Origin of the sequence: Natronosporangium hydrolyticum (assembly GCF_016925615.1) — a bacterium.
Lineage (GTDB): Bacteria > Actinomycetota > Actinomycetes > Mycobacteriales > Micromonosporaceae > Natronosporangium > Natronosporangium hydrolyticum.
In genome coordinates this window covers 1,473,916-1,497,818 of record NZ_CP070499.1, presented here as the reverse complement: position 1 = coordinate 1,497,818, position 23,903 = coordinate 1,473,916, and the positions used below count along the sequence as shown (strand labels likewise).

The following is a 23,903-nucleotide window of genomic DNA, read 5'->3' as shown; positions in this document are numbered from 1 at the left end:
TCACTCCTCTGGAAGGGTGTTATCCCGCTGGGCGAAGGCGGCACGGACCAGGTCGTCCACGTCCATCGACCTGATCGCTTCGGCACTCTCCTCGGTGGTGGCTGCCCCGGTGGCTGACTCGGCGGAGTCGCCGGATTCGGCTTCCGTGGCAGCAAGCGCCAACAGACTCTCTAACAGCCCTGCTTCCTGGAGCCGGGACACCGGGATAGAGCGGATGGCCCGGCGGCAGGCTTCCTCGTCTGTCTCCTCAACATCCTGCCCAGCCTCCGGGCAAAGCTCCGTACGAATCAGCTCGGCTAGCGGACGAGGCGACGGATAGTCGAAAATCAATGTGGCGGGAAGACGGAGGCCGGTGACCTTGGCCAGGCTGTTTCGAAGTTCCAGCGCGGACAGTGAATCCAGCCCCAGGTCCAGGAACCCCCGGTCCACATCAATCTTCTTGGGATCGACGATGCCGAGCACCGTCGCGACGTGGGTGCAGACCAGCTCCAGGGTGAACCTAATCTGATCGTCTCTCCGAAGACCGGCGAGCTGCTCAGCCATTGAGAGCTCGGTCGGTGCCGAGTCCGAGGCCGGCGTCAACGCCGCCGCAGCCGTCGGGTCCACTCCGGCGAGACTACGCAGTGCTGCCGGGACCTCCCCGATCCGTAGCCGGAGCGCATCACGGTCCACCGGCAGCGGGATGAGTACGGGAGCACCATGCGCGATGGCCACGTCGAAGAGCGCGAGCCCGTCGGCTGAGCTGAGCGGCAGCGTCCCCAACCGTCGGAGCCGTTCCAGGTCGACCTCGGTCAGCTGACTGGTCATGGCGCTCGCCGGCATGTGATCATCGACCTCGTCCGGTTGCCAGAGTCCCCAGGCCAGCGACACAGTCGGCAGCCCCTGCGCCCGGCGATACTCCGCCAACCCGTCCAGGGCCGCGTTCGCCGCCGCATAACCTCCCTGCCCAGCAGCGTCGACCGTGCCGGACGCCGACGAGAAGAAGATCAGCGGCACCTCCCCCAACAACTCGTGCAACCCCCACGCACCATCCACCTTCGCCGACAAAACCCGCCCCAACCGCTCCACCGACAACCCACTCACCACCCCGTCATCCACCACTCCAGCCGCATGCACCACCCCCGACAACCCACCACCAACCTCACCCAACAACCCCACCAACGCCTCCCGATCACCCACATCACACCCAAACACCCGCACCCGCGCACCAACCGACTCCAACTCCCCCACCAAACCCTCAACCCCCACCGCACCCCACCCACGACGACTCACCAACACCACATCCCGCACCCCACACCCCACCACCAAATGCCGCGCCACCAACGCCCCCAAACCACCCGTACCACCAGTCACCAACACCGCACCACCACCAAAACCACCAAATCCGCCCTGGCTGGCGCCTGCTGGAACCAGCCGAGGTACGGTCACTGTGCCGTCCGGAGTCACGAGAAGCTCCGGCTCGTCGGCGGGGAGCCGCCGGGGCAGCGCTGCCGAAGGTGACTTGTGCAGCATTGCGAACTGCCCTGGGTTCTCCGACTCGGCGGCTCGAACCAGTCCAGCCACGGCACGAGCGATCACGCCGATGGGGGACGGCTCCGGGCATTCGGCGACCAGCACTAGCCGCGACTCGACCAGTCGAGGGTCGCTCAACCACTCCTGAATCAGCTCGAGCACCTCTGCCAACACTCGACGCAGCCGCTCCGGCAAGGTAGCTGACGTATCGTCAATCAGTTCCGTGGCGATGGTGTAGGCGACCAGCTCCGGTGAAGGCTGGCCATTGTCCAAGCTGGCGCGTAGGGCGGCGAGGCTAGCCGGTTTGGCAAAGCCCGCTGTCGACTCTTCAGAGCCGCCTCGCCCGATCATTGCGGAGCTCACAGCCACACCGTCAGGCAACGTGGCTGACTGCCACTCGATCCGGAAGAGCGAGTCGGGCGGGGCCCCGCCCGAGGCAAGCTGGGCGGCGGTTACTGGACGTAGCGACAACGAGCCGATACTCGCGACCGGTTGCCCCGCAGAGTCGAAGAGTCGCAGCGAGATCGCTCCGTTGTCGCCGCAACGGCTGACGCGAACGCGCACCGCTGCCGCACCACCCGATTGGAGCACCACGTTCTGCCACGCGAAGGGAACCAGAGTAGTCGCACTCGGATCGGACTCATCTGCGACGAAGCCCGCGGCGTCAAGCGCAGAGTCGAGAAGGGCGGGGTGAAGACCGAATGACCGCGCCGCCGTTATCTCACCGTCGGGCAATGCCACTTCGCCATAGACCTCGTCGCCGACGCGCCACGCCACGCGTAGCCCTTGGAACAATGGCCCGTAGCCGTAGCCATCTTCGGCGGCTCGCTGATATGCGCTGGTGATGTCCAGGGGATCGGCGCCCGGCGGCGGCCACACGCCGACGTATAGCTCCGGCTGGCCGCTTCCGCTACCAAGCAGGCCGCTAGCGTGCCGTGCCCAGGCGCCCGGGTCGTCGGCCCGCGTTTCGTCTCTTGAGTAGATAGTCAAGGGCCGTTTCCCGTCATCACCCTTGCCTCCGACGATCACCTGCACGGTCACTGCGGCGGCGGAGTTGAGCAGGAGTGGAGCCTCCTGAGTCAGCTCACGTAGCTCTCCCGCGGCGAGTCGCTCTCCGGCAGTCAACGCCAACTCCACGAAGAGCGATCCGGGCACCACAACCGTCCCGTGAACCATGTGGTCGCCGAGCCACGGATGCGTCGCCAGTGACCAGCGCCCCGTCAACACCACACCATCGTCGACAGCGCTGGGCACGGCCACCGACAGCAACGGATGCTCAACCCCGGTGAGTCCCACTTCGGCCAAGTCGCCCGACGTTGTAGCTCCGTCCATGAGCCAGTAGCGCTGGCGTTGGAACGCATACGTCGGCAGATCCACCCACCGACCACCAACCAACACCCGAGACCAATCCACCACCCCACCCGACACCCACACCCGCGACACACCCACCAACAACCCCTCCACCTCACCCAACCCACCAACCCCACCCCACAACGACCCAACCACCAACCCACCACCATCACCCGCCACACCACCACCATCACCCTCACGAACCACCCCAGCCCACACCCCACCCGGACCCACCTCCACAAACCGCGACACACCCAACCCCCGCAAACAACCCACCACATCACCAAACCTCACCCCAGCACCCACCTGCGACACCCAAAACCCCGGATCCGACCACTCCCCACCCACCACCCCACCCAACACCGACGACACCGCCACCACCCCACCCGAAACCCCACCCAAACCCAACCCACCAACCAACTCACCAAACCCACCCACCCCACCCGACTCCACAACCCCCGCCCCACCAACCACCAACCGACACGCATCCTCCAACCCCAACACCCCCACCACATACGCCGCCGCCACCTCACCCACCGAATGCCCCACCACCACATCCACACCCACACCCCACGACTCCAACAACCGAAACAACGCCACCTCCACCGCAAACAACCCCGCCTGCGCAAACACCGTCCGATCCACATCACCACCCACACCCTCAAACACCACACCCCGCAACCCACACCCCAACAACCCATCAAACACCCCACACACCTCATCAAACACCTCACGAAACACACCAAACGCCCCATACAACCCACGACCCATACCCACCCGCTGCGACCCCTGACCCGAAAACATAAACACCGTCCGACCACCCACCACCTCACCCAACACCACCGAACCACCCACACCCACCACCTCACCACCACCACCAGCAACCCCCGACAACAAACCCACCACCCCACCAACACCACCATCAACACCACCACCATCAGCCACCACCACCGCCCGACACCCCAACCCCGCCCGACCCACACCCAACGACCAACCCACATCACCCAAACCCACACCCCCACCACCCACCAAACCCACCAACCCACCCAACTGCCCCCGCAACCCACCCCAACCCACACCCGACACCGGCAACACCACCGGCAACCCACCACCAACAGCAGCAGCCTCCCCCGCCGACACCTCCACCGGCGACCCCGCCGACACCCCCGCCTCCACCGGCGGCGCCTCCTCAACGATCACATGCGCATTCGTCCCACTAATCCCAAACGACGACACCCCCGCCCGCCGCACCCGACCACCCACCGAACGCCACTCCACCGCCTCCCGCAACAACTCCACCCCACCAGACGACCAATCCACCTCACCCGACGGCACATCCACATGCAACGTCCGCGGCAACCACCCAAACCGCAACGCCAACACCATCTTGATCACACCGGCGACACCACCTGCAGCCTGCGCGTGACCAATATTCGACTTGATAGAACCCAGCATTAGCGGACGTTCCCGACCCTCGCCGTACGTCGCCAACAGCGCCTGAGCCTCGATGGGGTCCCCGAGTCTCGTGCCAGATCCGTGGGCCTCAACCGCGTCGACATCCTGGGTCGACAGACCTGCCGAGGCCAAGGCCTTTCGGATGACCCGCTCCTGCGACGGACCATTCGGAGCGGTCAAACCGTTCGACGCCCCATCCTGATTCACCGCCGAACCCCGCACGACCGCCAAAACCGGATGATCGTTTCGCCGTGCGTCGGAGAGACGTTCCACCAACAGCAGGCCGACGCCCTCGGCCCATCCCACACCATCGGCCGCCGAAGCGAAGGACTTGCATCGACCGTTCGGCGATAGAACCCCCTGCCGGCTCGAATCGACGAAAAGATCCGTCGTGGAGAGTACGGTAACGCCACCGGCCAAAGCCATACTGCACTCGCCGTTCCGAACCGACTGGGCAGCTAGGTGAAGCGCGACAAGCGATGATGAGCACGCGGTGTCGATAGTCATTGCCGGGCCTTCCAGTCCCATAAGGTAGGAGACCCGACCAGAAACGACGCTGCCTGAGCTTCCGTTCGCCAGGTAGCCGATAACGTCTTTAGGCGGTTGCTTCAACCGCGGCCCGTAATCGTCATACATGACACCAGCGAAAACGCCGGTGTTGCTTCCGCGCATTGACGTCGGATCAATGCCCGCCCGCTCGAATGCCTCCCAGGCCGCCTCTAGCAGGAGTCGCTGCTGTGGGTCCATGGCGAGCGCTTCCCGGGGGCCAATCCCAAAGAACTCCGGGTCGAACGCGGCGGCATCGTGGAGAAAGCCACCTTCGCGGGTGTAACTCTTGCCGGCCTTCCCAGGCTCCGGGTCGTAGATCCCGGCGATATCCCAACCCCGATCTTCGGGGAACGAGGTAATCGCATCGACCTCGTCCATGAGGAGCTGCCACAGCTCCGCGGGCGTCGCTACCCCGCCGGCATACCGGCAGCTCATTCCGACGATCACCACCGGATCGTCGGTGGTCGCCGATGCTATCGGTACAGCCGAGACAACCTCGGCTTCAACCCGTTCACCGACGAGCTTCTCACGCAGGAACTCGGCCACCGACTGAGCGTTAGGGTAGTCAAATACAAGGGTCGCGGGGAGACTCAGGCCGGTCGTAGCACCCAGTGCATTTCGAAGTTCAACCGCAGCCAATGAGTCGAAGCCCAGCTCTTTGAAAGCCCGACGGGTGTCAAGCTCCTGAGCGTCCTCATAGCCGAGCACGGTGGCGACCTGGTCCCGAACCAGCTGCAGCAAGGTCCGGTCGATCTCGCCATCGGCGAGCGCGGAGAGCTGGCGGCCCAGTTCGGTCGCTGATCCACTCGCGCGGCTCGCTCTGCGCCGGTGCGGCTTGTGCGCGATGGACCGCAACATGGCTGGTATCGCGTCTGGTCGCCGGCCGATCGCAACCGGATCAACGCGGAGCGGCACCAGCACCGGCTCCTCCGAGCTGATAGCCAGGTCAAATAGTTCGATTCCCTCGGCCCGGGTCAGCGCGGGCATGCCCAGCCGCGCCATACGTCGAAGGTCACCGGCGGTGAGCTCGCCACCGAGCCCGGTGTTCTCCTGCCACATCCCCCACGCCAACGACTGCCCCGGCAGCCCCAACGCCCGACGATGCACCGCCAACGCGTCCAGGAACACATTCGCCGCCGCATAATCGCCCTGACCAGCCGCCAACACCAAACCACCCGCCGACGAGAACAACACAAACGCCGACAACTCCAAATCCCGCGTCAACTCATGCAAATACCACGCCCCACACACCTTCGACCGGAACACCTCACCCACCCCATCCGCATCCAACACATCAACCGTCCCCCCACCAGCCACCCCAGCCGCATGCACCACCCCCGACAACCCACCACCAACCTCACCCAACAACCCCACCAACGCCTCCCGATCACCCACATCACACCCAAACACCCGCACCCGCGCACCAACCGACTCCAACTCCCCCACCAAACCCTCAACCCCCACCGCACCCCACCCACGACGACTCACCAACACCACATCCCGCACCCCACACCCCACCACCAAATGCCGCGCCACCAACGCCCCCAAACCACCCGTACCACCAGTCACCAACACCGCACCACCACCAAAACCACCAACCGACCCACCACTGCCCACCGACCCCGCCACCTCCGACACCCGCACCAACCGCGGCACAAACACCCCACCACCCCGTACCACCACCTCAGGCTCACCCTCACCCACCAACCCCCCAACCACACCCGCAACATCCCCCACACCATCCACATCCACCAACCCGAACCGACCAGGATTCTCCGCCTCCGCAGCCCGGACCAACCCCCACAATGGGGCTCGGGCCAGTAGCGACCGCTGATGTGCTTCCTCGTCACCAGGTTCGTCCTGCGGCAGCATCACTCCGTTCTGAGTAACCACGATCAGCTGACAACTTGCCAGTCGGGGATCGGCAAGGAATTCTTGGATTGTCGCCATCACCGCCGCGGTCGCCGCCGCCGCTTCAATCGACGGGTCGAAGTCTCCCGCCGGGTCCGCCGGAGGCAGCCCAAGCAGCGCCAGCTCCGGTGCTACTCCGCCTTGATCCAGGGTCGCCCGCAATTCAGCCACGTCAGCGACCTGATGAGAGCCGTATTCGCCGAAGAGTGGCGCCCCGATGGTTACCAATCCCGCGGGGAGAGGCGTCCTCGTCACCGGCCTTGGCTGCCAGTCGATGCGCAGAAGGGACTCATGCCCGGCCGCCGGTCCGGCGGAGAGCTGGCCTTCCGAGACCGGACGCGAGACCAGCGAGCCAACCGCTGCAACCGGATTCCCCGCAACGTCGAAGATTTCTATCTTGGACAGTTCGTCGCCACGCAGGCGTCTGATTCGGACTCGAAGTGCTTGAGCGCCCTCAGCATGGAGTCGAACGTCATTCCACACAAACGGCATAAGTGTGGGTCCGTCACCGAGGAGATCCGCGTGCATAGCCGCGTCGAAGAGTGCCGGATGCAGACCAAACCCGGAACCATCAACCCCCTCCGGCAACACCACCTCCGCAAACACCTCATCACCACGCCGCCACGCCCCCCGCAACCCCCGAAACACCGGACCATAGCCATAACCCCGAACACCCAACCGCTCATACGCATCACCCACCTCCAACCGCACCCCACCCACCGGCGGCCACTCACCCAACACACCAACCCCACCACCCAAACCACCCGAACCCAACACACCCACCCCATGCCGAACCCACTCCCGCCCCACAACCCCATCCTGAACACACGAATACACAGCCACCGACCGACCACCCACACCATCCACACCACCCACCACCACCTGCACCGCCACACCACCCGACTCCGGCAACACCAACGGCGCCTCCAACGCCAACTCCCGCACCACCGAAGCCCCAACCCGCTCACCCGCATGCAAAACCAACTCAACAAACGCCGTCCCCGGCACAATCACCCGCCCCTGCACCACATGATCAGCAAGCCACGGATGCGTCGCCAACGACCACCGCCCCGTCAACACCACACCATCGTCGACAGCGCTGGGCACGGCCGCGGCCAATAGCGGGTGCCCGACCGACTGCTGGCCCGCCCCGGTTACATCGCCGCCACTGGGCAGGGACTCCAGCCAATACCGCTTGTGTTGGAACGCATACGTCGGCAGATCCACCCACCGACCACCAACCAACACCCGAGACCAATCCACCACCCCACCCGACACCCACACCCGCGACACACCCACCAACAACCCCTCCACCTCACCCAACCCACCAACCCCACCCCACAACGACCCAACCACCAACCCACCACCATCACCCGCCACACCACCACCATCACCCTCACGAACCACCCCAGCCCACACCCCACCCGGACCCACCTCCACAAACCGCGACACACCCAACCCCCGCAAACAACCCACCACATCACCAAACCTCACCCCAGCACCCACCTGCGACACCCAAAACCCCGGATCCGACCACTCCCCACCCACCACCCCACCCAACACCGACGACACCGCCACCACCCCACCCGAAACCCCACCCAAACCCAACCCACCAACCAACTCACCAAACCCACCCACCCCACCCGACTCCACAACCCCCGCCCCACCAACCACCAACCGACACGCATCCTCCAACCCCAACACCCCCACCACATACGCCGCCGCCACCTCACCCACCGAATGCCCCACCACCACATCCACACCCACACCCCACGACTCCAACAACCGAAACAACGCCACCTCCACCGCAAACAACCCCGCCTGCGCAAACACCGTCCGATCCACATCACCACCCACACCCTCAAACACCACACCCCGCAACCCACACCCCAACAACCCATCAAACACCCCACACACCTCATCAAACACCTCACGAAACACACCAAACGCCCCATACAACCCACGACCCATACCCACCCGCTGCGACCCCTGACCCGAAAACATAAACACCGTCCGACCACCCACCACCTCACCCAACACCACCGAACCACCCACACCCACCACCTCACCACCACCACCAGCAACCCCCGACAACAAACCCACCACCCCACCAACACCACCATCAACACCACCACCATCAGCCACCACCACCGCCCGACACCCCAACCCCGCCCGACCCACACCCAACGACCAACCCACATCACCCAAACCCACACCCCCACCACCCACCAAACCCACCAACCCACCCAACTGCCCCCGCAACCCACCCCAACCCACACCCGACACCGGCAACACCACCGGCAACCCACCACCAACAGCAGCAGCCTCCCCCGCCGACACCTCCACCGGCGACCCCGCCGACACCCCCGCCTCCACCGGCGGCGCCTCCTCAACGATCACATGCGCATTCGTCCCACTAATCCCAAACGACGACACCCCCGCCCGCCGCACCCGACCACCCACCGAACGCCACTCCACCGCCTCCCGCAACAACTCCACCCCACCAGACGACCAATCCACCTCACCCGACGGCACATCCACATGCAACGTCCGCGGCAACCACCCAAACCGCAACGCCAACACCATCTTGATCACACCAGCCACCCCAGCCGCCGCCTGCGCATGACCAATATTCGACTTCAACGACCCCAACCACAACGGACCCACCCCACCCCGACCCCGCCCATACGTCCCCAACAACGCCCCCACCTCAATCGGATCCCCCAACGACGTCCCCGTCCCATGCCCCTCCACCACATCCACATCCCCCACCCCCACACCAGCCGACCCCAACGCCGCCCGAATCACCCGCTCCTGCGCCGGACCATTCGGCGCCGTCAACCCATTCGACGCCCCATCCTGATTCACCGCCGAACCCCGCACCACCGCCAACACCCGACGACCCGCCGCCCGCGCATCCGACAACCGCTCCAAAACCAGCACACCAGCGCCCTCCGCCCACCCCGTACCATCCGCATCCGCCGAAAACGACTTACACCGACCATCGGCCGCCAACCCACGCTGCCGGCTGAAGTCCACGAAGGTGTCCGGTGTGGCCATCACGGTCACCCCACCCGCCAACGCCATGGCGCACTCGCCACTACGCAACGCCTGCACCGCCAGATGTAACGCCACCAACGACGACGAACACGCCGTATCCACCGTCACCGCCGGCCCCTCCAGACCAAGGTGATACGCCACCCGACCAGAGACAACGCTGGCCAGGCTCCCGTTACCGAGATATCCCGCGATGTCCTCGGGAACGGAGCCGAGGCGGCTCGCCCAGTCGTGGTACATCACCCCGGCATAGACACCGGTACGGCTCCCCCGCAGCCCCGAAGGATCAATACCCGCCCGCTCCAACGCCTCCCACGACACCTCCAACAACAACCGCTGCTGCGGATCCATCGCCAACGCCTCACGCGGACTAATCCCAAAAAACTCCGCATCAAAACCAGCCGCGTCATACAGAAACCCACCCTCCACCACATAACTCGACCCCGCCCGCTCCCCATCCGGATCAAACAACCCCTCCACATCCCACCCACGATCCCGCGGAAACGGACCCACCGCATCCACACCCGCCCACACCAAATCCCACAAATCCTCCGGAGACCCCACACCCCCCGGCAACCGACACCCCATCCCCACAATCGCGATCGGCTCGTCGGTCCCACGGTCGTGGACGACTACGGAAGGCGGGGGTGCCTCGGCCCCGACGACCCGCTCCAACACCACGGCGGCGACCGCATTAGGCGTTGGGTAGTCGAACACAAGCGTGGGAGGCAACGTAATCTTAAGCACCGAGCTGAGAGCGTTGCGGAGTTCGACGGCTGCGAGAGAGTCGAAACCCAGCTCGTTGAACGCGCGATCGGGATCGACCGCCTCCGGGTGGGCGTGGCCGAGCACCGCGGCGGTGTGTCCGAGCACAAGGGTGAGCGCCGCGCGCCGGCGCGCGGCGTCGGCCAGGTTCGACCAGCTCCGCGCGAGCGTCGGCCCCTCCCCGTCGACGCTTACCGTCGTTGCATGACGTGCCCGGTTGGAAACCCGAACAAGGCTACGCAGCAGTCCGGGGAGCTTCTCGCCCCGGGTCCGTAGCGCGGCCTCATCGATACCGACCGGGACATAGCAGCCGGAGTCTTCGGCCAGTGCTGCGTCGAGCAGTGCCAGGCTCCGCCGGGTGCGCAGCGGAGCCAAGCCAAGCCGGTCGATCCGCCGTCGGTCGCTGGCAGCGAGCTCGGCGCCCATGCCGTCCGCGTCCGACCAGAGCCCCCACGCCAGCGAGTGCGCCGGTCGGCCGGTGGCACGCCGATGCCCGGCCAGGGCGTCGAGGAAGGTGTTGGCGGCGGCATAGTTGGCCTGTCCCGCTCCGTCCAGCAGGCCAGCTGACGACGAGAACAGGACGAAGGCAGCCAGGTCCTGGTCAGCGGTGAGCTGGTGAAGGTGCCACGCAGCCGCTGCTTTGGGGGCGTGCACGGCGCGGATCTGCTCCGGGGTAAGGGATTCGACGAGTGCGTTGTCGAGGACCCCGGCGGCGTGGATGACGGCGTTGAGCGGCCGGTGCGCCGGGATGGTCGATAGCAGCGCCGCGAGCGCGCCCGGGTCGGTGAGGTCACAGGCGGCGACCGAGACCTCGGTGCCATAGGTCGCCAGCTCGGCGAGGAACTCGGTGGCGTCGGGCGCGGCCTCGCCCCGGCGGCTCACGAGCAGCAGGTGGCCGGCGCCATGCTCCGAGGCGAGGTGTCGGGCGACCGCCCGGCCCAGGCCGCCAGTGCCCCCGGTGATGAGAATCGTGCCGTGGCTGGCCCAGTCCGTCGGCAGTCGCCGCTGCGCCGGCTCCTCGTCGGCGGACGGCGCTACCCGGCCCAGCCGGGCGGTAAGCAGCGCGTTGTCTCGGTAGGCGAACTCCGTCTCGCCGGCACCGACCGCCTGTGCGAGTAGACGCCCCAGCCTGTCACCCGCCGGTACCGGCGCGCTCTCGTCGAGATCGAGCAGCAAGAACGCGCCGGGATGTTCGGCCTGGGCAGCGCGGACAAGACCCCACACACCCGCCTGCGCGAGCCCGGTGAGCTGGTCGGTGTCGGCGGCCGCGACGGCACCACGAGTGGTCACCACGAGCGGGGCATCGACCGTCCTCGGCCGCGACAGCCACTCGTGCAGCACCGCGAGCACGGTCGTCGTCGCCGCCTCGGCAGCGTCAGCGGTCGAGGCGCCGGGGGCCGGCTCCGAACAGTGGTAGACGGCCACCGTCGATGCCGGTTTGGTCTGCGCCTCCGGCTCCCAGTAAGCCCAGCCGACCGGTGTGGAGGGTGGGTCGGTCGGCACCGGCAACCAATTCACCTGGTACAGCGCACCGTCTGCCGGGTCGATGGCCGAGTCGGCAACCGGCTGCGCGGCGGCGGGCCGGGTGACGAACGCACCGACGCTCGCGACCGGGACACCGTTGATATCGGCCAGTTCGAGCTGAACCCCATCGCCGGCTTCAACTACCCGCGCCCGCACACTGGTAACGCCCAGGGAGTACCACTGGACGTGCTGCCAGGCGAACGGCAGTTGGATCCCTGGAGCCCCGTCGCCGCCGGTGAGCAATTCCGTCGACTGTAGGACGCCGTCGAGCAGGACCGGGTGCACGCCGAAGGAGCGGCCGTCGTGGACAGCCTCCGGCAGCCCGACATCGACGAACAACTCGTCGCCGCGGCGCCACGCGCCACGGAGGCTCTGGAACGCGGCCCCGTACTCGTATCCTTGCCGGGCGAGCGTCGGATACCAGTCGGCCAGGTCGATGGCGGCTGCCCCAGGGGGTGGCCACTCCGCCGCCCAGGCGGAGGTCACCGGCTCGGACCGGCTGGGGGTGCCGCCCAGGACGCCGCTGGCGTGGCGCACCCAGGTTGCCGCCGGTTCGGACGCGCTGGCGGACGCGTATATCTCGATGGCGCGTCGGCCAGTTTCGTCAGCGGCCCCGAGCACCACCTGCAGGACGGCAGCTCGTCCGGCCGGCATCGCCAACGGAGTCTGAAGCGTGAGCTCCTCAAGGTACGGTGTGCCCCCGGGTTCGCCCGCCTGGCGGGCCAGTTCGACGAACAGGGTGCCGGGCAGCAGTGGCTGCCCTGCGAGCACATGGTCGGCCAGCCACTGGTGGCCGGTCAGGCTGACCCGTCCGGTGAGAACGAGTCTGCCGTCGTTGGCGAGCTCGAGCTGGGAGGCGAGCACCGGGTGGTCGACCGGGGTCTGGCCGATGCCGGCTGCGCTTGCGGTGCTACCCGGTCCGAGCCAGTACCGTTGCCGCTGGAACGGGTAGGTCGGCAGGTCGACGAAGTCGGTGTCGCGGTGAGGGAAGAACCGTCGCCACGCGACTGGACGGCCCCGCAGGTGGAGCAGGGTGAGGGCTTCGACGATCTGCCGTGGTTCCTCGTGGCCCCGGCGGACCGCCGGGGTGAGCAGCGCCGTCTCCTGCTGGTCACCGGTAGTGGTCGGGCCCTGCGCCGCGAGGCACGCTCGCCCGAGCGTGGTCAGCACCGCGTCCGGGCCGAGTTCAAGGTAGGTGGTGACGCCGGCAGCGGCCAGCGCCCGCATCCCGTCCTGGAACCGGACCGCCCGGCGTACATGGTGAACCCAGTAGTCGGGCGAACTGTGTTCGCCGTCGGTGGCCCGCTCGCCGGAAACGTTCGAGACGATCGGGAGGCGAGGCTCGTGGAAGGTCAGGGTGCTGGCAACCCGGCGGAGCTTCTCCAGCATTGGTTCCATGAGCGGCGAGTGGAACGCGTGGGAGACGCGCAGCGGCAGGCAGCGACGTCCGTCGGCCTCAAGTTCGGCAGTTACCCGGGCGACCGCCGCTGAGTCGCCGGAGACCACGACCGCGGCTGGCCCGTTTACCGCGGCGATGTCGACCGCGCCGCCGGTGACTGCCAGCACGCGCCGGACATCGTCTTCCGGGGCGCTGATCGCCACCATCGCGCCGCCGGCCGGCAGCGCTTGCATCAGTTGGCCCCGGGCCGATACCAGCAGGGCCGCGTCGGGCAGGTCCAGGACACCGGCTACGTGGGCGGCGGTCAGCTCGCCGAGTGAGTGCCCTAGCAGTAGGTCGGGAGTGACGCCCCAGGATTCGAATTGACGGTAGAGTGCCACTCCGACGGCGAACAACGCCGCCTGGGCGTACTGGGTCTGGTCCAGCAGGGCCGCGGTGGCGGAGCCGGATTGGGCGAAGAGCACGTCGCGGACGGGTTGTTCGAAGTGGATGTCAAGATGGTCGAGCACCTCGTCGAGCGCCTCCGCGTAGACCGGGTAGGTCTGGTAGAGTTCGCGCCCCATGCCGGGTCGCTGCGCACCCTGGCCGGTGAAGAGAAACCCGAGCTTGCCGCCGCTCGGCGTAGCGGTGAGTAGTTCGGGGCCGGATCCGCCGTCGGCAACGGCCCGCATACCCCTTAGCGCCTCGGCGTGGTCGGCGGCGAGCACGGCGAGGCGCTCGGGTAGCCCCGCCCTTGCTTGCGCCAGCGTCCAGGCCAGCGCACCGGGTTCCCGCTCGGCTGCCAGGACCGGCGCGAGTTGTGCCGCCTGGGCTCGCAGCGCCTGCGGGCTGCGGGCCGAGAGAAGATAGGGAGCGACCGTTGGTGATCCGGGGGTCGGCGCCGCGTTCGTCGATGGGGGTGCTTCCTCGATGATGACGTGCGCGTTGGTACCACTTACCCCGAACGACGACACCCCGGCCCGCCGTCGACGATCTGTACCGGGCCATGGTTGCGCCTCGGTGAGGAGCTGTACCGCGCCGCTCTCCCAGTCCACGTGCGGGGTCGGTTCGTCGACGTGCAGGGTCCGGGGAAGGGCGTCGTGCCGCATCGCCAGAACCATCTTGATTACGCCAGCGGCACCGGCCGCCGCCTGTGCATGCCCGATGTTGGACTTGACCGATCCGAGCCACAACGGCGGCCGCTGCGGGTCTCGTCGCCCGTAGGTAGCGAGCAGCGCTTGCGCCTCGATCGGATCGCCCAGCCGGGTGCCAGTGCCGTGTGCTTCGACCACATCGACCTCGCCCACCGTGAGGCCGGCGTCCGCGAGCGCTTGCCGAATCACCCGTTGTTGCGACGGACCGTTCGGCGCGGTGAGGCCGTTGCTGGCACCATCCGAATTGATCGCCGAGCCACGGACAACCGCGAGCACCCGATGCCCATTGCGATGGGCGTCAGAGAGTCGCTCCAGCACGAAGATGCCGACGCCTTCGGCGAATCCGGTCCCGTCGGCCGCCGCTGCGAATGGCTTGCAGCGGCCGTCCGGGGCCAGCCCTCGTTGCCGGCTGAACGCCGTGAACGTTCCGGGGCCACCCATCACCGCCACGCCACCGGCGATCGCCAGCGGCACCTCACCGCGGCGGATCGCCTGGCAGGCCAGGTGCAGCGCGACCAACGAGCCGGAGCACGCGGTATCCACGGTGAGTGTGGGCCCTTCCCACCCGAACCAGTACGCCACTCGTCCGGAGATCACACTCGGGGCGTTGCCGGTGAGCAGGTAGCCGTCAAGGCCGGCGGGGGCCTCATACAGCCGCGGGCCGTACTCTTGCGGTTCGGCGCCGACAAAGACCCCGGTCCGGGATCCGCGCAGCGACGTCGGGTCGATGTTGGCCCGTTCGATCGCCTCCCAGGTGGTCTCCAGCACGAGCCGCTGCTGTGGATCCATCGCTGCTGCCTCGCGCGGTCCGATCCCGAAGAACTCGGCGTCGAACTCTGCCGCATCAGGTAGGAAGCCACCGGCACGGACGTAGCTGGTGCCCGGCTGACCCGGGTCGGAGTCGAAGAGCGAGTCCAGGTCCCAGCCCCGGTCCTCGGGGAACGGCTCACTGACGTGACGATCGTCGGCTATCAGCCGCCACAGTTCCTCGGGTGAGGTAACGCCGCCGGGGAAGCGGCACCCGATCCCCACAATCGCGATCGGCTCGTCGAGGCCGGTGCCGATGGGTACCGGCCCGACTTTCTCCTCCCCGATGTCCGGCTCCTCCCCGAACGCCACGGCGAGTAGGAAACGAGCGACCGCAAGCGGCGTGGGGTGGTCGAACACCAGCGTCACCGGGAGATCCATGCCGGTCGCGTTGGCCAACCGCGCCTGCAGCTCGACCGCGGCGAGCGAGTCGAAACCCAACTCTTGGAAGGCGGCATCCACGTCGACCGTCGAGACTGGCTCCGGCAGGATCCCGTTCAGTACCGCGGCGGTCTCGGTCCCGACCAGGTCGGTGAGCCAGCCGAGCCGCTCGGGCGCCGGGAACGGCTGCAGCCGCTGTCGCAGCAACGTGGGCTCCTCGTCCACGGCGTGGTCGAACGCGCTGTCGGCAGGCTGACTCATCGAAGCGCTCCACTCTCTGGTCCGACACATGGCATGGCCAAGACCGAATCGTATTCAGGGACGATGCCCATACCAGACCCCTACAGACCCTTACCTGACACCCGAAAATGGCGGCACTGCCGGTCGGCGGCGCCGGCCGATCTCGCTCACCCAGCCGGTCGGCTCACCAGGTCACCGGCATCGTCGCCGGCCCCCGGACGACCACACCGAATCTCCAGCGCACCCCATCTGCTAGCCGCAGCCGGGGGAACCGGTCGAGCAGTGTGCGCAGCGCCACTTGGAGCTCGATTCGCGCCAGCTGAGCTCCGACGCAGTGGTGCGGGCCGTGACCGAAGGTCAGGTGCGGGTTGCGTGCGCGACGCAGGTCGAGTTCGTCGGGCCGGTCGAAGACCTCCGGGTCCCGGTTGGCCGCCGCGATCGAGGGCAGTACCGGCTCGCCGGCTCGCACGGTGACGCCGGACAGCTCCACGTCCTCCAGCGGGTAGCGGGGGAACATGGCCGCTGTGTTGATCGGGGTAAATCGCAGCAGCTCTTCGACGGCCCCCGGCATGACGTCGGGCTCTTCGCGTAGCAGCGCCAACGCTTCTGGTCGCCGCGACAGGACGAAGATCATGCTGGGAAGTCCGGCGGAAACGGTCTCAGTTCCCGCGGTCAGCAGGCCCGCACCGGTAAAGTCGATCAATTCAGTCTCGGTTAGTTTGTCCCCTTCGTCCCGCGCCCGGACGAGCGCTCCCAGGAGGTCGTCGGTGGGCCGCTCCCGCCGCTGGGCGATCAGGCGGGACATATACCGGTCCATCTCGGGCCCGATGGTGGTCATCACCTCTGCCATCGCCGACTGCTCATTGGTGAACGCCTCTGTCCAACGGCTGAACATTGGGTAGTCCTCATAGGGCACGCCGAGCAACTCGCAGATGACCGAGACCGGCAGCGGCCGGGCGAAGTGCTCGACCAGGTCGGACGGCGGCCCCTGCGCCTGCATGTCATCGCTGAGGCGGTCGGCCAGCCGCTGCACGTTCGCGCGCAGCTTCTCCACCCGACGCGCGGTGAAGGCCTTGGCGACCAGTGACCGCAGGCGGCTGTGGTCGGGCGGGTCCATCCCCATAATGCCGTCGTTCATATTCTCGGCCCGCATCCGCGGCTGGTCGAGCCCTTGCGCGATCGCGCGGCTGAACCGCGGGTCGGTCATCACGGTCCGAACATCCGCGTACCGGGTCACTAACCAGCCGGGTTCACCATAAGGCAGCTTGACCCAAGCGACCGGTTGCTCGCGGCGAAGTTCGGCGTAGTTCGGAGATACTTCTGCCTCCCGGAACGCGAACGGGTATGCGCGCGGTGGTTCGGCTCGCGTGGTCATGGCTGGCTCTCCTCTTCAGCTGTGGCGCCAATCGGCACCCGAGCCGGGTTCGATTTCGGTCTCGCCGGACCGGACAGCTCGGGCACCTCTCCGGGGTAGCCCGACGCACCGTCGTATTTCTGTCTCATATAGGACAGTGATGCCATCAACGTCGCGCAGTCGACCCGCTCTCTACGGCCAACGTCGACGACTGTGCCCAACGGCAACTTGCCGATGTCTGCCCAGCGCAACCTCCCCGAATCGTCGAGATAGCTCCGGGTCTGGCCACGGTTGTCCGGGTGGAGGCAGAACGGGATGTCGAGGTAACCCCGCAGGAATGCCACCCGCAGTGCGGCGCCGACATCGGTGTCCAGCTCCAGCACCGCCTCGATCAGGGCGACCGCTTCCTGATAGATCTGCGAATCCGCCCCCGGCTCGTCATCGGAGCCGACCCGGGCGGTGGCACGGGCGGTGGCCGCAGCTACTTCGAGCGCGTCACGGTTCTCCTCGATAGTGGGGATCCGCACCGCCTCGACCACCGTTTTGACGATCAACCGCTCGGCGCCGCTCTCCGCCGCCAGCTCCGCAGCGTGCGCCAGCAGCCGACGGGCACCCGACGGCGACGTGGGGTACACCCCCATGTACGCGTAGATCACCACGTGCCAGTTCAGGTCCGGCAGGAGCCGCCGGCACAGCCGCCGCAGCGCGGCTACCGCCTCCCGGTCCTGCGCCTGGTTGGTCTGCTGGGCGTAGCTCACTGAGACGCAGCGCAGCCCGTGCTGCCGGAAGAACATCGCTTCCAGCACGCTGAGGGCGATCAGCTGGCTCGGTGGGCACAGTTGCCCGAGCATGCATCCAGCGAAGGTCTCGAGGTGCGGCTCCACACCACGGTCCTGGAGTCGGGCGAAGAGTTCGCAGCAGTCCCGCCAGTGGCGGACCGAATCCACCAACGGCACCCGGCCGTACGGCAGGCAGTAGGATACCGGCCCGCCTTCGGTGGCGTCGAGACCGGCGGCGATCAAGGCGGCGAAGATGTGCCGCGGGTTCGCCGACCCGTGACGGACCTGGACCGGAAACCCGTCGCCCGCGATACCGGCGAGCATCGCGCGGGTGGTGTCGATCGGGTGGCTGGCGAGCGGGTAGCCGTTGAGGAGTTGACCCGTCCGGATCGACTCTGCCGCCGCGGCCAGCTCGCCTAACCGGGTGTAACTGTCCACCGTGATCGTACCGACGGTGGTGGCCGCAGCAGCCCGGGTGGCGGCGAGTCCGGACCGCATCCGGGCCGGCTCACCAAAGCCCATCCGGGGCTGCACCACCAGTTCGCCACGGTGGTTGGCGCGGCGAACGAAGTCACCGAAGCTTCGCCGGGCGGGCGGTCGGCGTACGGTCGAGAGCAGCTCGCCGGTGGTGGTCACGTCGTGGCCCGTTCCGGCAGCGAGCGGACGAACTGGTAAAATGATGTGATCGCGTCGATCCCATCCTCGAAGACCGCGTCGGCGCCAGCGGCGATCAGGGCCTCGCGTCCGGCCGAGTCGACGCGACCCGCAACTCCCAGTTTTCCGCCGATCACCAACGGGACGGTGGTGAGCCCGGGCTCGCTGCGCACCGCCCGAACGGCCGCCAGGCCGTCCCGGTAACCGTGGCCATTCACGCTGCTCAACACCACTAGGTCGGGCGGTTCCCGGTGGCACTCGGCTACGAGCTCCCGCGCTGGTACGCACGGCCCGAGGTTGCGTACCCGACACCCAAGCTCCTCCAGCAGGAGTTGCAGAAAGACCAGGTTCCAGGTGTGTGCGTCGGAGGCGACCGAACTCACTACCGCGGCCAGCCACGGCTCCGGCTCCGGGAGCGACCGTTCCGTAGCCGTCATTGAACTCCGTAACGCCGCTGCTGCTCCAACCGGGACACTGACACAACACGGTTACCGCGGATCGATACCTCGGTCGGGGCGGGCCGCCCCAGGAACGCGAGCAGGCTGGCGGTGACTCCGTAGGCGCCCGCGTTCGGGATTTCGATCAGATCCCCCTCAGTCAACTCCGGGAGCGGCACGTCGCGGCCGATCACGTCGCCGGGGGTACAGAGCGGGCCTACCAGTGTGGCCGGTTCGACAGCTGCGTCCTCGGCTACCCGCACCGCGGGCGGAAGTAGTCGACCCAGCCCGGACATGCCACCGAACGAGTTGATCCCGCCATCGAGGATTACAAATCTTCGCCCCCGACTGACCTTGACGTTGACCACCTGGCAGACCAAGGTGCCGGCCGAACCGACAAGGTAACGGCCGGATTCGACGGCGACCCGCGGGTTACCCTCCCGCCATTGGGCAAAGTGGATGTCCAGTGCCGCTTCCAGTTCGGAGCGAAGCTTGTCATATCGCGGCCGTTGCCCGGGAACGGCGTAGGGCGCGGCGAACCCACCACCAATGTCCACCAGCTTGAGCGGTAGCGCCAGCTGCCGATCGAGGTCGGCGGCGACTGCGATGGTGTGCTGGAACTCGCCGACCAGGCTAGCCTCATCCGTGGCGTTGCTGAGCGGGAAGAAGTGCGCACCGGTGAGGCGGGCTCCGGGCACTTCCCGCAACCGGGGTAACGCTTCGGCCAGCGTCTCGCTGTCGAAGCCGAACTGGGAGGGCGCTCCGGTCATCCGGATACTGGTCGATGCTCGGGCGGCAGCACTGTTGATCCGGAGGAGACAGTCAACGACCACCCCACGAGCCGTCGCGACCCGGCCAATCCGTCGCAGGTCGCCTTCGGACTCTACAGAGAACAGAGCGACTCCGCTCCCGATCACCTCATGCAGCTCAGCGGTTGTCTTTCCGGGGCCGGTGTAGAGGCATTCGGAGGCAACGTAGCCAGCCTCCAACGCAGCTGCCAACTCGCCGGTTGAGCTGATCTCGGCCCGACAGCGCCGTCCTTCACCGTCGCGGGTGGCCCGCACCACCTCGGGATGCGGGTTCGCCTTGATCGCGTAGAAGAGGTCGGCGGCCTCGGGCAGCGCGGCGAACAGGTCCCGCCGGGCCTGCCGCACCTGGTCGAGGTCGTAGATATAGGTCGGAGTGCCGTAGCGCCTCGCAAGCTGCGAATTCCTACTCATCGGACCCTCCTTCGAGCATCGTCACCAGGTCGGCACGGGAGTTCTTGCCGTGCGGAGTCAGCGGGAGCTCCTCGACCACCCGGCAGACCCCCGGCACTTTGGCCGGCTCAAGCCGCCGGGACAGTTCCCACAACACCCGCTTGGGGGTCAGGTCGGCGACGACGTAGAGCGCCAGATCCCGGCTCTCGCTCGGAGGGACGACCGCGGCGGCGTGAACCTCGGGGATGTCCATCACGGCCGCTTCGATCTCAAGGGTGCTCATCCGGATGCCCTTGCGTTTGAACATGTCGTCCCGTCGGCCCTCGAAGTAAAGGTAACCCTCGGAATCCAGCCAGCCGTAGTCACCGGTGTGCAGTTGTGGGCCGGATCGGTCCGGGCCGACCCGGAAGGTGTTCGCGCTGAGCTCCGGCGCCCGCCAGTATCCGGGCATCACATGCGGGCCACGGACCACGATCTCGCCGACCCCACCGGTCGGTACCTCCCGCCCTTCGTCGTCGAGGATCATCACCTCGGTCCCAGGTAGCGGCCGGCCCACTGACCCGGGCCGTTGCTGGTCCTCCGCCGGCGGCATGATCGAGACCCGCTTACACTCGGTCTGCCCGAACTGCCGGACCACCCGTACTCCGGGGAATACCTCCCGCAACGCGTCGATGGTGGCGGCGGGCAGCGCCGCGCCGGTGTTTGTGATCATCCGAACCGGTGGCGGTGGGCCGCTGTCCCGCTGCGCCGAGGCGGCGATCATCGTCGCCAGCGACGGCACCACTGGGACGATGGTCACCCCGGTCTCCCGCATCCTGGGCAACAACAACAAGTCAGACTCGCCGCTGGCCAGCACCAGCTCGCTGCGCCCCACGGTGGCGAGTAGGACCTTGTAGAGGCCGTAGTCCCAGGACATCGGGAACCGACAGAACACCACGTCGTCCGGGCGATAGTCGAGGACTGCCTGAATCGCCCGGGTAGCGAAGATCGCCTGCCGGTGCGGGGTCACTACTGCCTTCGGCTCGGCAGTGCTCCCGGAAGTGAAGATCAACGCAGCGATGTCATCCGGGGTGGCCGCGGCCGTCAATCCTCCGTCGGCGGGAGTCTCCTCGACCTCCCGCCACACCTGCGAGGCGTCGTAGGCCCCAGGCGCCAGCGCGGCTACCGCCTCGAGACCATCCGGGGCCACGAGGACTGCCTGCGGCTGCGCACTCCGCAGCACCCCCCGAAGCTGGAACTCCCGCATAGCGGGGTTCACCGGCACGAAAGTCGCGCCGTGGCGAGCGCACCCAAAGAACATGGCCACCAGCTCCCGGGTGCTCTTCGCTTGCACCAGGACTCGGTCGCCCGGGCGCACCCCGTGCTGGTCGAGCCACTCGGCGAACCGCTCGGAGTAGCTGGCGGTCTCGACGTAGGTCCAGCGACCGCCCGAATCGCGCACCGCGTAGGAGTCCGGCGCATCGGCCGCCGCCGACGCCAGCAGGGAGAATATCGACTCGCAATTTTCCGACACGTCCGAGAAGCTCTGCAAAACGTTCTCCCGTCCCCGGAACCAGCCCGTACCGGACACCTCAGGAAACAGCTAGAAACCAAACTCCCGTCGCGTTCAGGCTAGCTAGCCGCCACAACCATGCCCCACCCCTAGCACCCCCTACCGCGGCGTCGGCCCCGGCCGCCCATCGTTTCGCGTCGCGGAGCCGAGCAGCTCCTCGGCCCGGGAACGGAGGAGTGACCGGTCGACCTTTCGATTCGAATTCAGCGGGAGTTCAGCGACGTGCTGAAAACGACGCGGAATGAAACCGGCCGGCAGCAGCTCGCGCAGCCGCCGGGTCAGTTCGGCCGGCCCCACCCGGTCACCGGTGTAGAAGGCGATCAACTCGGTCCCGTCCTGGTTAGCGACCCCGACCGCCACCGCCTCCGTCACCCCGGAGCAGCCCCGGAGTGCGTGCTCGATCTCGGCGAGCTCGACTCGCCAGCCGTGGACCTGCACCTGCGAATCGAGCCGCCCCCGGTAGGCGAGGCCGGCTGCGCCGATCCGACTGACCCGGTCCCCCGTCCGGTACCAGCGCCGGCCGGCATACTCGACGAACCGGCCGGCATCGTCGGCCGGGTCCAGGTATCCCGTGGTCAGCTGCGGACCACTGAGCCACAACTCGCCAAGCTCCCCGGGCGCGGCCACCACCGGATCAGCATCCCCGTCCTCACCGACGATCAAGTAGTCATGGCCAGGGTGGACCTCGCCGATCGGCACTACCCCGTTGATCGCCACCTCCGGCGTACGCGTCGGGCACCACTGGTAGCCGCTGATCGTAATCGTCAGCTCGGTCGGGCCGTACAGGTTCTCCACCGTGCTGTTCACTGCGGCCGCGCTCCACCGTTCCACGTCGTCGCAGCGCAGCGCCTCACCTGCAAAGAAGCTCCAGCGCAGGCCGGGCATGGCCGAGGAGGTGAGAGCACCCATCCGCCGGGCGAGCCCGATGGAACTCGGAGTCGAGAACCACACCGTCACCCCATGGTCGGCAAGAAATCCGGGCAGACCCAGATAGGCCGACGGCGGCACCGACAGCACCGTCGCGCCGGCCCCCCAGGCACAGAACAGGTCGAACATCGCGCAGTCGAAGTTGAGGTCGAAGGTCTGGCTGAACACATCACCGGGGTGGAAGTCATACCGCTGGTCCAGCACCGTGAAGTAGTGGTACAGGCTCGCATGGCTGATCGGCACCCCCTTGGGCCGTCCGGTGGAGCCCGAGGTGAACAGCATGAGAGCCGGAGTGTCGCCGTTGACCGGTACCGGCTCGGCGAGCGGCGCGCCGGCCACCGGCAGCCACCGCCCCCCAGCGCTGGCCCGGTCAGCTGCGTCGGCCGACGGCGCGAGCACCGCCAACCGCCCAACCAGCTCGGCGAGCTCCGGCACGATGGCCGCGCCGTCCGGGTCGGCCACCACCAACTCGGCGCCGGCGGCCCGCAGCATCTCGGCGGTACGCCCCACCGGGAACGCCGGGTTGAGGGGCACCACCGGGGCCCCGGCGTAGAGGCCGGCCAACAGCCCCAGGTACGCGGTAACGCTACGGGCCGCGAGCACCGCCACCGGATGTTCCGGACCGGCGCCGGCGTCGACCAACCGGTGCGCCCAGCTCAGGGCGGTCTGGTGCGCGTCCGGGTAGGTGACCTCGGTTCCGCCCACTCGCAACGCGGCACCGGCCCGACCCGAATTGTCCCGGGATGCCGACTCCAGCCCTCGCATGAATCGCGAGTACAGCGCGACTCCGGCTAATTCGGCCATTCTTCCTCCGTGCGTAATGGTCCGTCGAAAAGGGCGAACAGGGTTGTCACCGACGTGTCCGGCGATGCTAAAGTCAGGGCACCCGTCGGGTATTCACCGCGAATGGAGGCCACG

Annotated in this window: 7 protein-coding genes; all 7 read right to left on the bottom strand. The window is 67.4% G+C overall.

The window, feature by feature from the left end:
- The gene (locus JQS43_RS26020; RefSeq protein WP_275581037.1) at positions 1 to 16,104 is read right to left on the bottom strand and encodes a type I polyketide synthase; all 16,104 of its coding nucleotides are present in this window, start codon (positions 16,102 to 16,104) and stop codon (positions 1 to 3) included.
- Between the two features lie 163 nt (positions 16,105 to 16,267).
- Positions 16,268 to 17,458 (bottom strand): cytochrome P450, encoded by a 1,191-nt coding sequence (locus tag JQS43_RS06775; RefSeq protein WP_239678213.1) that lies wholly within the window; start codon positions 17,456 to 17,458, stop codon positions 16,268 to 16,270.
- On the bottom strand, positions 17,455 to 18,852 hold the full coding sequence (locus JQS43_RS06770) for a methylaspartate mutase (RefSeq protein ID WP_239678212.1): 1,398 nt from the start codon (positions 18,850 to 18,852) through the stop codon (positions 17,455 to 17,457). The genes JQS43_RS06775 and JQS43_RS06770 overlap by 4 nt, the downstream gene beginning before the upstream one ends.
- Positions 18,849 to 19,307 carry a cobalamin B12-binding domain-containing protein gene (locus JQS43_RS06765; protein ID WP_239678211.1) on the bottom strand — a complete coding sequence of 153 codons (459 nt, stop codon included), beginning with the start codon at positions 19,305 to 19,307 and terminating at the stop codon, positions 18,849 to 18,851. Before JQS43_RS06765 ends, JQS43_RS06770 begins: the two co-directional genes overlap by 4 nt.
- Complete coding sequence (locus tag JQS43_RS06760) at positions 19,304 to 20,527, bottom strand: type III PLP-dependent enzyme domain-containing protein (protein WP_239678210.1); 1,224 nt, start codon at positions 20,525 to 20,527, stop codon at positions 19,304 to 19,306. The genes JQS43_RS06765 and JQS43_RS06760 overlap by 4 nt, the downstream gene beginning before the upstream one ends.
- On the bottom strand, positions 20,520 to 22,037 hold the full coding sequence (locus JQS43_RS06755) for an AMP-binding protein (protein WP_239678209.1): 1,518 nt from the start codon (positions 22,035 to 22,037) through the stop codon (positions 20,520 to 20,522). The genes JQS43_RS06760 and JQS43_RS06755 overlap by 8 nt, the downstream gene beginning before the upstream one ends.
- Before the next feature lie 120 nt (positions 22,038 to 22,157).
- Positions 22,158 to 23,789 (bottom strand): AMP-binding protein, encoded by a 1,632-nt coding sequence (locus JQS43_RS06750; RefSeq protein ID WP_239678208.1) that lies wholly within the window; start codon positions 23,787 to 23,789, stop codon positions 22,158 to 22,160.
- Positions 23,790 to 23,903: the final 114 nt, after the last annotated feature.

Coding starts and splice junctions, on each gene's coding strand:
- JQS43_RS26020 (WP_275581037.1), bottom strand. CDS start 16,104: ATGAGTCAGCCTGCCGACAGCGCGTTCGACCACGCCGTGGACGAGGAG.
- JQS43_RS06775 (WP_239678213.1), bottom strand. CDS start 17,458: ATGACCACGCGAGCCGAACCACCGCGCGCATACCCGTTCGCGTTCCGG.
- JQS43_RS06765 (WP_239678211.1), bottom strand. CDS start 19,307: ATGACGGCTACGGAACGGTCGCTCCCGGAGCCGGAGCCGTGGCTGGCC.
- JQS43_RS06760 (WP_239678210.1), bottom strand. CDS start 20,527: ATGAGTAGGAATTCGCAGCTTGCGAGGCGCTACGGCACTCCGACCTAT.
- JQS43_RS06750 (WP_239678208.1), bottom strand. CDS start 23,789: ATGGCCGAATTAGCCGGAGTCGCGCTGTACTCGCGATTCATGCGAGGG.